We start from the raw sequence: 14,314 nt of genomic DNA on the forward strand, positions 1-14,314 counted from the left end.
TGCGCCGGGCCGCGTCGGGTGTTCGGCCGGATCCCGTCGCACCCGTTTCCCGAGGGCGTGTCAGGCCGGACCGGTGCCGGGCAGGACGGGCACCAGACCGTTCCAACGGGAGATCTCGCACCCGTCGGTCCGGGAGAACTCGGCGTCGACGTACCGGCCGTGCCAACGGCCGGTGATCCGGGCGGTGGCGTTCCCGCCGTGCTGGAGCGTGCAGACGGCGCCGGACGGCACGGGGGCGAAGGGGTCGCCCCCGTCGGCCGACAGGTCCGTCAGCCGGTCGCACGCCCGGGTGGCCTCCGGGTGGGTGCCGCCGGCCGGCCCGCACTCCAGACGGTACGAGCCGTCGACGGCCCGCCCGGTGCCGGTCACCTCGACGGTGAGCCGGTCGGGCGCGGCGAAGATCGGCGGCAGCGAGAACTGCTCCAGGGGCACCTGCTCCAGGGAGACCCGGTCCAGGGCCTGGGCGGTGCCGGGGGCTGCGGCGAGCCCCGAGACGACTGTGAGGGCGGCTGCGGCGGTACGGAGGAGGCGCTGCGGCATGGGGGTCCTTCGGCGGTGCGGAAACGGTCCGGCGACGTGGTGCCGGGCGGGGGTGGCCCGCCGGGTCTAACGCGCGGGGGCGGCACGGGTTGCGCACGCGCCCCCGCCCGGCGCTCCGGCCGCCGGTACGCACGCCGTGGTGACGAGTCTCCGAGCGGCCCCCGGACGGCCCTCCGCACGGTCCGCACCGGGCCCGGACGAGGCTTTGCCCTGTGGGCGGCCCTCCTAGTACCGTAGGGGCCGATTGGTGACAGCCCGCTCGGCTGTGTCATCATCTGCACGCACCACTCGCGCTCGCGCGGGGGGTTGTGCGGGAGGCGTCGCCTAGTCCGGTCTATGGCGCCGCACTGCTAATGCGGTTTGGGCCTTAAAGCCCATCGAGGGTTCAAATCCCTCCGCCTCCGCACCGTGTACCCGAAGCCCCGGCCCTTGTGGCCGGGGCTTCGGCCGTTCCCGGGCCCGTACGGACCACGCGGTACGAGCCGACCCCTTTTCGGCCCCCGGGCCGCTGTCAGGGGGCGCGGAGAGCGACCGTGCGCCCCTACCGTGGAACCGTAAAACCGCAGGTCAGGGTGGGTGTGCCTAATGGATTTCGCCTCACGGCGCCGGTCATGTAATGTTGTTCCCGCAACGCCGACCGGCCACCAAAGCCGGAGCGGAAGAGCGAAGAGCACAACAGAACACAAGCACTCGTAGCTTAACGGATAGAGCATCTGACTACGGATCAGAAGGTTGCAGGTTCGAATCCTGCCGAGTGCACATCGAGCTGAAGGCCCCGTGGATCAATCCACGGGGCCTTCGGTGTTTGCGTGGACGCCCGTTCGGAGCGGCGGCCGGAGGCTCACGTGTGAGAGGACGGCGTCAGCCGCTTGCTGGACCGGGACGGTCCGGGGTCGCATCAGCACGTCATGGGTCTCGGGGGGCCTGTTGCGCCGACGAGGCGATCACCCGGCCGGAACGGGTGCCTGGGGTTGTAGGTCTCCCCCACTGCCGCCGGGCGCGCACCGCAGGCCGGCGTGCTGCCCGTGGGCGTCCCGACAGCAGCCCCGGTGGCCCGTCATGCGCTCCGCGCCCTCATGAGGACGCTGCTCCTCGCCCGCGATCTTGGTGTCAGCAGACGGTGTCTTGGAAACGGCTACAGACGGCCCTCGTGTTCTAGGGTCACTGGTAGTTACTGGACGAGACGGGGGGCTCATGGATCCGGAAATCGCTGCACTTGCTAGTACGGCAGGTACGACGATCGTGGCTCTGCTGGTGACGGATGCCTGGCAGACAGCCAGGGACCGGGTTGCTGCACTCTGGCAGCGTGCCCGTCCCGAACGGACCGAGGCCGTCGTGGCAGAGCTCGAGGCCGCCCGCGGTGATCTGTTGCTCGCCGCGGATGCTGACGGCGACGAGGTGGCGAAGACCCAGGAGGAGCTGGCAGCCGAATGGCAGGCGCGAGTGCGTCGTTTGCTCACTGCGGAGCCGGAGATGGTCGCGGAGCTGCGGCTGCTCCTGGCCGAGCTGGCGCCGGAGGCTCCCGGTGTCGTACCTGTGAACAGCCAGCGGGCCACTGCTTCCGGCAACGCTCGTGTCTATCAGGCAGGCCGTGACATGCGATGGGGTCAGCAGTGACTGAAGGCCAGTACGAGGCGAGTGGGCGAGCTGACGGTCACGGACGGGTGTACCAGGCTTCCGGAGATCAGCACATCGTCGAGCATCATCATCACGGCCCGTCGTGGGTCGGGCCGGATTCGGTCCGGCGGCCTGCTGTGGGCAGAGCCCCCGTGGTCCTGCGGGATCGGAAGGAGCTGATGCAGCGGCTTCGAGCCGCCGTGGCTCCGGACAGCGGGGGCGAGGTCTACGTCCTTCACGGTCTCGGGGGGTGCGGCAAGACGGCTGTCGCGTACACCCTGTTTCAGCACGCCACGACCGACGCCGGTCGCGTCGGCCTCTGGGTCAACGCATCCGACACCGCCTCGCTGCGAGCCGGCATGCTGGCTGTGGCCGCCGATCGCGGAGCCGGCGAGGGAGAGTTGGCGGCGGCACGCAGCGGGCTCAGGGCAGCCGCCGATCTGGTGTGGGACCACCTCGACAGGTCGGACCAGCGATGGTTACTGGTCCTCGACAACGCAGACGATCCGGCTGTTCTGCGCGATGGATCATGGCTCCGCAGCAGCTCGCGGGGCACCGTCCTGGTGACGACACGTCAGGCCGGTCGAGAGTGGTGGCCCCATGCCCGATTCCTACACGTGGGTGTGCTGCCGCGGGAGGAGGCCGCCCAGGTCCTCTGCGACCTCGCGCCCGGTACGGGAACCCCGGAGGAAGCGGCCGACGTCGCCGATCGGCTGGGCCGCCTCCCGCTCGCGCTCACCCTCGCCGGTGGGTTCCTGGCTCATCAGGTCATCGAGCCGTGGACGATGACCCGCTACGGCACGGTGCTCGACGGCAACCGTGAGCTCGATCCGGTCGACCTGCTCGACCGGGGCGCGGCGGCCTTCGGCGGCCAGGACTCCCGTCATCTGGTGCGCACCACGTGGCAGTTGTCGCTGGACACCCTTGCCACTCAGGGGCTGCCGGAATCCATCGCCCTGCTCCGTCTGCTGGCTTGTTGGGCGGGCGACCCGCTTCCCGTCTCACTCCTGGTGGGCGCCGATGAGCTCATGGGCTTCCCGCCCGGCCGGTTGGAACCCGCCCTACGTGGACTGCTGGAGCAGTCGCTCATCGAACTGGTGCCGGGGGAGGTGCGCTGCCTGCGGACCCACGGGGTGTTGCTGGACAGCGTTTCGGCAGGCACTCCGTCCGAGGAGCGTGAAGCGCTCGTCGCCGTCGCCGCCCGGTTGATGGGGGCGGTGTTGCCGGAAGTGCCACACCGGGGAGTACCGGACGCGCGGATTCGTCTGACCACCCCCCATGTGCTCGCGCTGTTGCAGAAGGCGGTGAGTGGACCCGCCGTCGGCCAACCGGTCGTTGAAGAGGCCATGGAGTGCGCGTTGCGGCTCACCACCGCATTGCACCGTTGGGGTGACTACTCCGGTGCCCTCGCCCTGGCCGAACAGTGCGGTGCACTCGCCCCGCAGCGCTTGGGCGAGGACCACCCGATCGTCCTCCGTCTGCGCCAGCGGGCGGGGTGTGCGCTCTACCGGCTGGCCAGGAACGAGGAAGCGGAAGCGCTGCATCGCAGGACGCTCGCGGACTGTGAACGGGCATTCGGTGAAAGCGCGGCCGACACGCTGACGAGCGCCCTCCAGCTTTCCCGTCTGCTCGGGCAGACGGGGCGTACGGCGGAATCCGTCACACTGGCGCGGCGGGCCGTGGCGGGCCGTACCGCCTCCTTGGGCCCGACGGCACCCCTGACCCTGATAGCAAAGCTCTACCTGCTGGAGACACCAGGCGAAGCGCTGGAGGAGGCGGTCGCCACGGGGGATTCCCTCGTCACTGACTGTCGCGACGTCATGGGGCCCGTCCACCCCATCAGCCTCGCTGCCGAACTCGACTACGGGTGGGCGCTCACGGAGACCGGTCGGCCCGCCGAAGCCCTCCCGTGGCTGCGGTCCGCGGTCGCGGCGCATGAGAGCAGCTACGGGTCCCACTACCCGATCACCCTGGCCGCGCGGTCCTCGCTGGCCCGGACGCTGTCGGTGTTGGGTGAGCAGGCTGAAGCGAGGGAGCAGTACGAGACGGTTGCCACCGTTCGCGCGCTGGTGCTCGGCCCGGGACATCCGTGGACCCTCTTGGCCGAGGGCGAGCTGGCGAAGCTCGGGGACGCCTGATCCCACCCCAGCACCGTGGCGGTGTGCGGCAGTACGGGTGGGCGGCGCCCACTGCTGCCGGCGCCGCCCCCGTGTCAGTGGGGCCCGGTAGCGTCGAGGGGTGACGTGGTGGAGTACCGGGGTGCGGTGGGACGCGGGGGCGGGTCGGCCCGTGCTCGGGTGGCGGGGGGACACCGGCGTCGGCCGGGAACGTGAGCTGAGGTACGGGGAGGTGCTGGGGTTCCGGGCCGTGGGCGCCCGGCGCTGTGCGGGGGTGTGGCGGGGCGGGCGGTGGGTGGACTGCGCGGGGGCCGCGGTGCTGGGAGGGCGGACGACCCGGGCCCAGTGTCCGGACTGCGCGCGGCTCGACCGGGTCAGGTCCGTCGCCGCGGACACCTACGTGGACGACCCCCGTCCGTACCGGGTGTACCTGGCCTGGTTCGGGGACGGCCTGCTCAAGGTGGGGATCACCCGGGTGGAACGGGGGTCGGCGCGGTTGCTGGAGCAGGGTGCCGTCGCGTTCGCCTGGCTCGGGTCCGGACCGCTCATGGCCGCGCGGCGCACGGAGGAGTTGTTGCGGGCCGCGCTGGGCGTGCCGGACCGGATCCCGTACGACCGCAAGCGTGCCGTGCGGGCCGAGTTGCCCGCGGCGGAGGTCCGGGCGGGCGCGTTGCGGGAGGTGCACCGGGTCGCGGTGGGGCTGCCGGGGTGGCCCGAGTCGCTCCAGCGGGCCGCGGAGTGCGTGGTCGTGGACCACGGCGGGGTCTTCGGGCTCGTCGGGCTGCCTCCGGCGACGGCGGTGGTCACCGAACTGCGGGACGGCGGGGTGGTGCGGGGGACCCTGCTCGCCGCCGCGGGACCCGATCTGCACCTCCTCGTGAACAGCAACAGCAACAGCAACAGCAACAGCAACAGCAACAAGCCCGGTACCAGCAACGGTGTCGTGGTGGTGGACGGTCGGTTGATGGCGGGGTGGGAACTCGTGCGGGATGACGGGGACAACGGGCACGGGGGAGAGGGCGGGGAGGGCGGGGTGGTGAGCGTGCCGGTGCGGGACGTGTCGGCCGTGCAGGGCGGACTGTTCTGACGGGGACCGTTCTACGTGGGCGCCGTGGGGCAGCTGGCCGCGGCCGACCGGGGGATTCTCAGGGTTTTCATAGATCGGGCACAGTCGTCTTTCAGGGCTCGGCACCAGGGTGGCCGTCATGACCGCCACCCAGGAACGCACGGACATGCTGCGGCCGGCCGGAAAGCCGGTCCGGGTGCTCGTCGTCGATGACGACCCGTCCCTCACCGAGCTGCTGTCGATCGCCCTGCACAGCGAGGGGTGGCGAATACGCAGCGCCGCCGACGGGCAGGGCGGGCTACGGGCCGCACGGGAGTTCCGGCCCGACGCGGTCGTCCTCGCCGTGGCGCTGCCCGATCTGGACGGCCTCTCGGTACGGGCCAGGTTGCGGCAGGAGCACCCCGGTGTGCCGGTGCTGTTCCTCACCGCGAAGGACTCCGGGCCGGACCGGATCGCGGGGCTGACGGCCGGGGGCGACGAGTACGTCACCAAGCCGTTCGGCCTGGAGGACGTGGTGGGCCGGCTGCGCGGGCTGATCCGGCGGGCGGGCGTGGTGGGCTCGTACGGGGGTTCCGTGTTGGTCGTGGGGGACCTGACCCTGGACGAGGACAGTCACGAGGTGGCCCGGGGCGGCACCGCGATCCACCTCACGGCCACGGAGTTCGAGCTGCTGCGCTACCTGATGCGCAACCCGCGCCGGGTGCTCAGCAAGGCGCAGATCCTCGACCGGGTCTGGAGCTACGACTTCGGCGGGCGGGCGAACGTCGTCGAGCTGTACATCTCGTACCTGCGGCGGAAGATCGACGCCGGGCGGGAACCGATGATTCACACGCGCCGCGGCGCGGGATATCTGATCAAGCCCGCCGTCCCGCTGTGACACCCGCTCCCGCCATCTGCTCCGGCCATCCGCTCCCCGCCCCCGAACCCAGCCGCCTGAGCTGCGGAAACGCCGAACGACAAAAAGCCTTGTACGGCGTATAGCGGAGTGTTCTACAGTGTACGACGGTTAGCCGTACGCTGTAGAAGGAGTGAGTGGATGACCGTGCGATCCCCTGAGGTGTCCCAGGGGCACCCCCAGCGGTGGCTGATCCTCGGGGTGATCCTGCTGGCCCAGCTGACCGTGCTGCTCGACAACACCGTGCTGAACGTCGCCATCCCCTCGCTGACGCGCGAGCTCGACGCCTCCTCCGCCGACATACAGTGGATGATCAACGCCTACTCCCTGGTGCAGTCCGGGCTGCTGCTGACCGCCGGCAGCGCGGCCGACCGCTACGGGCGCCGGAAGCTGCTCATCGCCGGACTCGCGGTGTTCGGCGTCGGCTCGCTCGCGGCGGGGCTCGCCCAGAGCTCCGGACAGCTGATCGCCGCACGGGCCGGGATGGGCGTCGGCGGCGCGCTGCTGATGACGACCACCCTGGCCGTCGTCGTGCAGATCTTCGACGACTCCGAACGGGTCAAGGCGATCGGCCTCTGGTCGACCGTCAACTCCCTCGGCTTCGCCGCGGGGCCGCTCATCGGCGGGATCATGCTGGACCACTTCTGGTGGGGCGCGATCTTCCTGATCAACATCCCCGTCGCCCTGATCGGCCTGTGGGCCGTGGTCCGGATGGTGCCGGAGTCCAAGAACCCGCAGGGCGACCGGCCCGACCTGGGCGGCGCGGTCCTGTCGACCATCGGCATGACGGGCGCCGTCTTCGCGATCATCTCCGGGCCGGAACACGGCTGGACCTCCGACCGGGTCCTCGTCCCGGCCGCCGTCGGGGTGCTGGTGCTGGGCGCGTTCGTGCTGTGGGAGCTGCGGGCGCCGTACCCGATGCTCGACATGCACTTCTTCCGCAACCAGCGGTTCGTGGGCGCCATCGCGGGCGCGGTGCTCGTCTCGTTCGGGCTGGGCGGCTCGCTGTTCCTGCTCACCCAGCACCTCCAGTTCGTCCTCGGTTACGGGCCGTTGGAGGCCGGGATGCGGACCGCCCCGCTGGCGATCACGGTGGTGCTGCTCAACCTCACCGGGCTCGGCGCCCGCCTGGTGCCCCGGCTCGGCACCCCCGCGACCATCCTCAGCGGCATGTCCCTGCTGGCCGCCGGGCTCGCCTCGGTGGCCCTGCTGTCCGGCGGTGCGGACGGCACGTACGCGGGGGTGTTCCTCGGTCTCGTGATGATGGGCGCGGGCATCGCGATGGCGATGCCCGCCATGGCGAACGCCCTGATGAGCGCCATACCGCCGGCGAAGGCCGGGGTGGGTGCCGGCATCAACGGCACCATGGCCGAGTTCGGCAACGGGCTGGGGGTCGCGATCCTCGGCGCTGTGCTCAACGCCCGCTTCTTCGCGCTGGTTTCGGTGTCGGCGGCCTCCCTGCCGGCCGCGCTCGCCGCGGCCGGATCGGCGCAGGAACGGCGCGCGATCGCCGATGCGTTCGCCTCCGGCCTGGAGACCAGCCAACTGGTGGGCGCCGCGGCCGTGTTCCTCGGCGGGCTGTTGGCGGCGGCACTGCTCCGGCGCGCGGAGCGGACCCAGCCGGTGGCCCCCGCGCAGGCCCCGGCGGAGGCCCCCGTACCGGTCCTCGACGCGGACCCCGACTCCGGTGCGCCGCACGGTGACGGGGCGGTCGACGCCGGCGGTGCGGACGGTGCGGTCAAGGGGAGCGGGGCCACGAGGACAGGGTGACCCGTGCCTACCATGCGTCAGCGGGTGCCGTGCGCGGCGCCCGCTGACGGTGCGCGGTGTGCGGGTGCTGAGGGGGCCGTCACGGGCCCCGGGACGGAGAGAGGTGCGCGATGGGGAAGACCGACGACCGGGGCGGACGTCCGGCGCGATCGAGCGTCTGGCTGCTGGACGACGGGCGGCGCCAGGCTCCGTCCCGCCGCGGCGCCCACCCGTCCCCGTCCGGACTGGACCGGGACGTGATCACCCGGACCACCGTACGGCTGCTGGACCAGGACGGGCCGGCGAAGTTCTCGATGCGCCGACTGGCCGCGGAGCTGAACGTCACCGCGATGTCCGTGTACTGGTACGTCGACACCAAGGACGACCTGTTGGAGCTGGCCGTCGACGCCGCCTACGGTGAACTGCGGCTGCCCGAGGTGCCCGAGCCGGGGACGGTCGAGGAGGCGTCCGTCGACTGGCGCGCACTGCTGCGGGCCACCGCGGGCGAGTACCGCGGGCTGCTGGTGCGCCACCCCTGGCTGTCCGCGCTCGCCGGACACTTCCTCAACATCGGTCCGCGGTCGCTGGAGTTCTCCCGTACGGTGCACCAGGTCATCCGGTGGACGGGGGTGCCCGCGTACGGACAGACGGGGGCGATCTCGGCGGTCTTCCAGTTCGTGTACGGCTTCGGAACCATCGAGGGCCACTTCCGGCAGCGGTGCGCGGAGGCGGGGGTGAGCCAGGACGAGTTCCACCGCGAGGCGATGCGGACGATCGCCGGGACGCCGAGCGCCGCCCCGATGCTGGACGACGTGTCGGAGATGATGGCGGCGCGCGCGGGGGACACCGTCGAGGAGATGCGGGAGGCGGACTTCGTCTTCGCGTTGGAGCTGCTCATCGCCGGGATCGAGGCGATGGCCGCGCGTGGACGCGGCGGGGCCGGGGAAGACGCCGCCCCCTGACCGTGACGCCTTCGACCCTTACGCCTTCGACCTTCACGCCTTCTCGGACGTGACCGGCACCGGCACCGGGGCGGCGGCCGTCCCGTCGTGGGGTCCCGTGCCGTGGGGTCCCGTGCCGTGTGCCTCCGCGCCGGACCTGCGGCGCCCCTTGAGCGGCACCTCCTTGATGAACAGCGTGATCAGGAACGCCAGTGCGGCCAGCGGGGCGGAGAGCAGGAACACGTCCCCGATCCCGTGCCCGTACGCGCCCTCCACCACGTTCCGCACCGGTTCCGGCAGCGCGTCGAAGTCCGGGATGCCGCCGCCCTCGGTGCCGCCGTGGCCGAGGCGGGCGCCCTCGGGGCCGAGTGCGGTGAGGCCGTTGCGCGTGTGTTCGCTGACCCGGGCGGCCATCACCGCGCCGAGTGCGGAGACGCCGACCGCGCCGCCGAGCGACCGGAAGAACGTGACCACCGAACTGGCGGCGCCCAGGTCTTCGGGGCCCACCTGGTTCTGGGTGCACAGGACCAGGTTCTGCATCATCATGCCCAGGCCGAGCCCGGTCAGGACCATGTACAGGGCGAGGTACGCGTACGGGGTGTCGTGGCGCATCGTGCCCAACAGCCCCAGCCCGGCGGTGAGGAGGACCCCGCCGGAGACGAGCCACGCCTTCCACTTCCCGGTCCGGGTGATGATGAGCCCCGACGCGGTCGAGGAGACGAACAGACCGGCGATCAGCGGGATCGTCAGCACCCCGGACATCGTCGGTGACTGGCCCCGCGCGAACTGGAAGTACTGGCTGAAGAACACCGTCCCGGAGAACATCGCGACCCCCACGAACAGCGAGGCGAGCGAGGCGAGGGTGATCGTCCGGTTCCGGAACAGGCGCAGCGGGATGACGGGGTCCGCGGCCCGGGTCTCCACCAGCAGGAAGGCGGCGCCGAGCAGCAGCGAACCGGCGACCATCAGCACGGACTGCCAGGACCACCAGGCGTAGGCGTCGCCGGCGAAGGTGACCCACACCAGCAGCAGGGAGACGGCGGCCGAGACGAGGAAGGCGCCGGTCCAGTCGACCTTGACGTCCCGCTTCACCACGGGCAGCCGCAGGGTCTTCTGGAGCAGGACGAGCGCCAGTACGGCGAACGGCACCCCGACGTAGAAGCACCAGCGCCAGCCGAGCCACGGGGTGTCGGTGATGACTCCGCCGAGCAGCGGGCCGCCCACCGTGGCCACGGCGAAGTTGGCGCCGAGGTAGCCGCTGTAGCGGCCCCGCTCGCGCGGGGAGATCATCGCGGCCAGCACGATCTGGGCGAGTGCGGACAGTCCGCCGACGCCGACGCCCTGGACGATCCGGCAGGCGATCAGCATGCCCGGGCTCTGCGCGAGTCCGGCGACCACCGATCCGGCCACGTAGATGACCAGGGATATCTGGACCAGCAGCTTCTTGGAGAAGAGGTCGGCGAGCTTGCCCCACAGCGGGGTCGTCGCGGTCATGGCGAGCAGGGCCGCGGTGACGACCCAGGTGTACGCGCTCTGGCCGCCGCCGAGGTCGCCGATGATCTGGGGCAGGGCGTTGGTGACGATCGTGGACGACAGGATCGCCACGAACATGCCGAGCATCAGGCCCGACAGCGCCTCCATGATCTGTCGGTGGGTCATCTGCGGGTGGCCGTCGTCGGAGGCGGCCCCGGCCCGGGTCCCCGGGGGGCCCGACCCTTCGCCGCTCCGCACCCCGGACGGTGTGGTCGTCGCCATCTGCGTGCCCGCTCCTGTTCTCTCGTCGCGCTGGGGGCCGGGTGGTGCGTGCTCGGTGCGGTTCATCCGGACACGGGCCGTTCCGGGGGGTGCGGCTGGCGTCCGGAGGGGGCGCGGCAGTCACCGAAGCCGGTGCGGAGCCGGGCGAGCAGGGCGGTCAGCTGGGTGACGTCCTCGTCGGACCAGTCGCCCAGCCGGTGCGCGAGGGCTCCCGTGCAGCGTTCGCGCAGATCGGCGAGTTGGGCTTCGCCGGACGGGGTGAGCCGCAGTAGGCGCGAGCGTCGGTCGTCCGGATCGGGTGCGCGGTCCACCCAGCCGCGTTCGGTGACGTGGGCGACGTGACGGCTGGTCACCGAGACGTCCACGGAGAGGAGTTCGGCCAACCGGCTCAGCCGCATCTCGCCCTCGCGGGACAGGACGTGCAGCACGGTGGCCGCGCCCGGTGGGCACTGGGCGGGCAGTGCCCGGGCGAGTCCCCGGTTCACGGCCCCCACGGCGTTCAACTGCCGGACCAGTTCCGCGTACGCGGACCGTGCGGCCATGACCCTCCCCTTTCGTTGCTTAGAGCAACCATAAGGGGTAATTGGTTGCCGCAGGCAATGTAAGGGTCATGAGGCGGCTAAAAACCTGGCAAACGCCTGAGCGGGAGGGGAAAGGCGCAGGTGGGAGGGGGTGTGGGGGGAGTGAGTGCTGCTGTGGGGAGTCGGTGGGGAGTCGCTGGGGGGTGTCGGCACGGCGCGGAGCGATCGGTGGAGCGGAGGTGGAGCGGAGGTGGGCCGGGCGGCGGGTCGTCGACGGGGCGCCCGGGAGGTCACCCCGCCCTTGGGGGAGCTGCCCGAATTCGGCTAGTGTCCTGCCCCATGGCACAGAACCCCCAAGCCCCACAAGGCCCCCAGGGCGGACACGACCCCGCGGGCAACACCCAGATGTTCCGCGCCTTCGTCGACGAAGGCGGCACCCCTCAGGTCTCCGCCCAGAGTCCCGGTTCGTCCGGGCCCCGGGTCGGCCTGATCCTCGGCGTCGTCGTGGCGATCGCCGTCCTCGCGGGCGTCGCCTGGCTGGCGCTGGGCTGATCCTCCCGGAGCGGATCGAAGCGGACCGGTACGACAACGAGCGCGCGCCCGTCCGACGCGGCCCTCAGGGGGCCCGTCGAGCGGGCGCGCGCTCGTGTGGGTCCGGTCGGCCTCCGGGGCCGCCGGTCAGTCGGTGATCAGTGAGTGATCGGCCAGCGATCGGCAGGCGATCGGTGGGCGATCAACGGACGATCAGTCGGCGATGAGCAGGCCGTCGCGGAGTTGGGCGAGCGTACGGGTCAGCAGCCGGGACACGTGCATCTGGGAGATCCCGACCTCCTCGCCGATCTGCGACTGCGTCATGTTCGCGAAGAACCGCAGCATGATGATCCGCCGTTCCCTGGGCGGGAGTTTGGCGAGCAGCGGCTTCAGGGACTCCCGGTACTCGACGCCCTCCAGGGCGGTGTCCTCGTAACCGAGGCGGTCCGCGAGGGAGCCCTCGCCGCCGTCGTCCTCGGGGGCCGGGGAGTCGAGGGACGAGGCCGTGTAGGCGTTGCCCACGGCGAGCCCGTCGACCACGTCCTCCTCGGACACGCCGAGCACCGCGGCGAGTTCGGGGACGGTGGGCGAACGGTCGAGCTTCTGGGACAGTTCGTCGCTCGCCTTGGTGAGGGCGAGCCGCAGCTCCTGGAGGCGCCGCGGCACCCGCACCGACCAGGAGGTGTCCCGGAAGAACCGCTTGATCTCCCCGACGACGGTCGGCATCGCGAACGTCGGGAACTCGACGCCGCGTTCGCAGTCGAAGCGGTCGATCGCCTTGATCAGGCCGATGGTGCCGACCTGGACGATGTCCTCCATCGGCTCGTTGCGACTGCGGAACCGGGCCGCCGCGTACCGCACGAGCGGCAGGTTCAGCTCGATCAGGGTGTCGCGCACGTAGACGCGTTCGGGGCTGTTCTCGTCGAGCGCGGCGAGCCGCAGGAACAGGGAACGGGAGAGGGTCCGGGTGTCGATGGCACCCGGGGCGGGGAGGACCTCGGGGACCTCGGCGACCGTGACGGGTCCGGGGACGGCGAGGGCTTGTGAGGTCTCGGAGCCGTGAAGCTCGTCGGGCGCGGATTCGCTCTTCATGAGCGTGAGCACCTTCGAGCTGCCCTGTTCTGCGGACATGCCACCCCCTTGAGGTCGCTGACGGTCGGCGGCCGGCCGTTCCTCCGTGGAACGTAGCCTCCACCTGAATACCGGAGCCTGGGCCCCGGCAAACGCGCTTTCCGCAGAATGTCACATGTCGGCAACACGCTGTAGTGACTTGTCGACATCGAGTGGTCGCCCGGGTGCAGGATAAGGGGGGTTTTGGTCCTTTGTGTGCCCTGTTTGTCGGTAGCCGGCGCACAAGGGGGTCAAGCCGTTCGAGCTACGCCTCGATCCTGTTTGCGGATCGCAGTCGGGCGAAACTTCGCGCGAGCAATCTTGACACGTGCATCTGGGAGACGCCGAGCTCCGCGCTGATCTGTGACTGCGTCAGGTTGCTGTAGTAGCGCAGCAGCAGGATGCGTTGCTCGCGCTCGGGCAACTGGACTAGGAGGTGGCGCACGAGGTCGCGGTGTTCGACGCCGTCGAGGGCGGGGTCCTCGTAGCCCAGTCGGTCCAGCAGGCCGGGCAGTCCGTCACCCTCCTGGGCGGCTTCGAGCGAGGTCGCGTGGTACGAACGCCCGGCCTCGATGCAGGCGAGCACCTCGTCCTCGGTGATCCGCAGCCGCTCGGCGATCTCGGCCGTGGTGGGCGAGCGCCCGAAGCTGGTGGTCAGGTCCTCCGTCGCCCCGTTGACCTGGACCCACAGCTCGTGGAGCCGGCGCGGGACGTGCACGGTGCGGACGTTGTCGCGGAAGTAGCGTTTGATCTCGCCGACGACGGTCGGCATGGCGAAGGTCGGGAACTGCACGCCGCGGTCCGGGTCGAAGCGGTCGATGGCGTTGATCAGACCGATGGTGCCGACCTGGACGACGTCCTCCATGGGTTCGTTGCGACTGCGGAACCGGGCCGCCGCGTACCGCACCAGCGGCAGGTTGGCCTCGATCAGCGCGCCCCGTACCCGGGTGTGCTCGGGGGTGCCGGGTTCCAGGTGCCTGAGCTGCCCGAACAGCACCTGGGTGAGGGCCCGGGTGTCGGCGCCGCGGCTGCGCGGGGCGGGGGGCGGAGGGGCGGGCGCGTGGGGCACGACGGGTCCGGCGACGGCCGTGGTGGCCCGGCTGAGGGGGGCTCGCGAGGCGGTCGGGCGCGGGTCGGTGTCATGGGGGGCGTGCCGGGGTTCGCAGGGAGCACCGGGGCGGACGGGGGGCGCGGGCCGGTGCTCGGGGAGCACGGGGGAGCATTCGTGGGGCGCGGGGTGTGCTTCGGGTGCGGCGGCTGCGGGGATCCCGCCGGGCGCGGTGCCGGTGGGGGCGGTGCTGGTGGGGGCCGTCGCTTCCGTCGGGGCGCGGTCGGGGTCGTTGGGCTCGGGTGCCGCGGCTTCCTGGGGCGGAGCCTGAGGCGCAGTACTGGCCGGCACGGTCAACGCCACCCCTTCGACGCGCGGGTTCACACAGGTCAACTCATCCTGCAAAAGCGGTCATAGCATCACA

12 protein-coding genes and 2 tRNA genes are annotated in these 14,314 nt (G+C 71.4%); 9 read left to right on the forward strand and 5 right to left on the reverse strand.

Annotation, left to right across the window (positions count from 1 at the left end; translation table 11 throughout):
- Window positions 1–60: 60 nt before the first annotated feature.
- A complete protein-coding gene (locus ACFYOU_RS16675; protein WP_391306410.1) occupies window positions 61–540 on the reverse strand; it encodes an SSI family serine proteinase inhibitor in 480 nt (159 codons plus the stop codon).
- Window positions 541–853: 313 nt separating this feature from the next.
- Here ACFYOU_RS16675 and ACFYOU_RS16680 point away from each other — a divergent pair.
- From ACFYOU_RS16680 to ACFYOU_RS16715, 8 genes are all read left to right on the forward strand, one after another.
- Window positions 854–944 (forward strand) — tRNA-Ser (locus ACFYOU_RS16680).
- Between the two features lie 282 nt (window positions 945–1,226).
- A tRNA-Arg gene (locus tag ACFYOU_RS16685) sits at window positions 1,227–1,299 on the forward strand.
- 435 nt (window positions 1,300–1,734) lie between these two features.
- The gene (locus ACFYOU_RS16690) at window positions 1,735–2,157 is read left to right on the forward strand and encodes a hypothetical protein (RefSeq protein ID WP_391306412.1); all 423 of its coding nucleotides are present in this window, start codon (window positions 1,735–1,737) and stop codon (window positions 2,155–2,157) included.
- Entirely contained in the window at window positions 2,142–4,295 is a 2,154-nt protein-coding gene (locus ACFYOU_RS16695; protein ID WP_391306414.1) for a tetratricopeptide repeat protein, read from the forward strand. Before ACFYOU_RS16690 ends, ACFYOU_RS16695 begins: the two co-directional genes overlap by 16 nt.
- Window positions 4,296–4,395: 100 nt before the next feature.
- Complete coding sequence (locus ACFYOU_RS16700; protein WP_391306415.1) at window positions 4,396–5,361, forward strand: DUF2797 domain-containing protein; 966 nt, start codon at window positions 4,396–4,398, stop codon at window positions 5,359–5,361.
- 118 nt (window positions 5,362–5,479) lie between these two features.
- On the forward strand, window positions 5,480–6,217 hold the full coding sequence (locus tag ACFYOU_RS16705; RefSeq protein WP_389764570.1) for a response regulator transcription factor: 738 nt from the start codon (window positions 5,480–5,482) through the stop codon (window positions 6,215–6,217).
- A 159-nt stretch (window positions 6,218–6,376) separates the two neighbouring features.
- On the forward strand, window positions 6,377–8,005 hold the full coding sequence (locus ACFYOU_RS16710) for an MFS transporter (RefSeq protein ID WP_391306417.1): 1,629 nt from the start codon (window positions 6,377–6,379) through the stop codon (window positions 8,003–8,005).
- A 110-nt stretch (window positions 8,006–8,115) separates the two neighbouring features.
- Entirely contained in the window at window positions 8,116–8,946 is an 831-nt protein-coding gene (locus ACFYOU_RS16715) for a TetR/AcrR family transcriptional regulator C-terminal domain-containing protein (RefSeq protein WP_391306419.1), read from the forward strand.
- Window positions 8,947–8,979: 33 nt separating this feature from the next.
- Here the strand turns inward: ACFYOU_RS16715 and ACFYOU_RS16720 are convergent, their stop codons facing one another.
- Window positions 8,980–10,680, reverse strand: coding sequence for an MFS transporter (locus ACFYOU_RS16720; RefSeq protein WP_391306420.1), 1,701 nt, complete (start codon window positions 10,678–10,680; stop codon window positions 8,980–8,982).
- Between the two features lie 62 nt (window positions 10,681–10,742).
- The gene (locus ACFYOU_RS16725; protein WP_389764577.1) at window positions 10,743–11,222 is read right to left on the reverse strand and encodes a MarR family winged helix-turn-helix transcriptional regulator; all 480 of its coding nucleotides are present in this window, start codon (window positions 11,220–11,222) and stop codon (window positions 10,743–10,745) included.
- 318 nt (window positions 11,223–11,540) lie between these two features.
- Here ACFYOU_RS16725 and ACFYOU_RS16730 point away from each other — a divergent pair, with 318 nt between their 5' ends.
- Complete coding sequence (locus ACFYOU_RS16730) at window positions 11,541–11,753, forward strand: hypothetical protein (RefSeq protein WP_391306423.1); 213 nt, start codon at window positions 11,541–11,543, stop codon at window positions 11,751–11,753.
- Between the two features lie 192 nt (window positions 11,754–11,945).
- Here the strand turns inward: ACFYOU_RS16730 and ACFYOU_RS16735 are convergent, their stop codons facing one another.
- Both ACFYOU_RS16735 and ACFYOU_RS16740 read right to left on the reverse strand, forming a co-directional pair.
- Window positions 11,946–12,863 carry an RNA polymerase sigma factor SigF gene (locus ACFYOU_RS16735; RefSeq protein ID WP_389764579.1) on the reverse strand — a complete coding sequence of 306 codons (918 nt, stop codon included), beginning with the start codon at window positions 12,861–12,863 and terminating at the stop codon, window positions 11,946–11,948.
- Between the two features lie 244 nt (window positions 12,864–13,107).
- The gene (locus ACFYOU_RS16740; protein ID WP_389764946.1) at window positions 13,108–13,911 is read right to left on the reverse strand and encodes an RNA polymerase sigma factor SigF; all 804 of its coding nucleotides are present in this window, start codon (window positions 13,909–13,911) and stop codon (window positions 13,108–13,110) included.
- Between the last annotated feature and the right edge of the window lie 403 nt (window positions 13,912–14,314).

This window comes from Streptomyces sp. NPDC005955 (assembly GCF_042871255.1).
GTDB lineage: Bacteria > Actinomycetota > Actinomycetes > Streptomycetales > Streptomycetaceae > Streptomyces.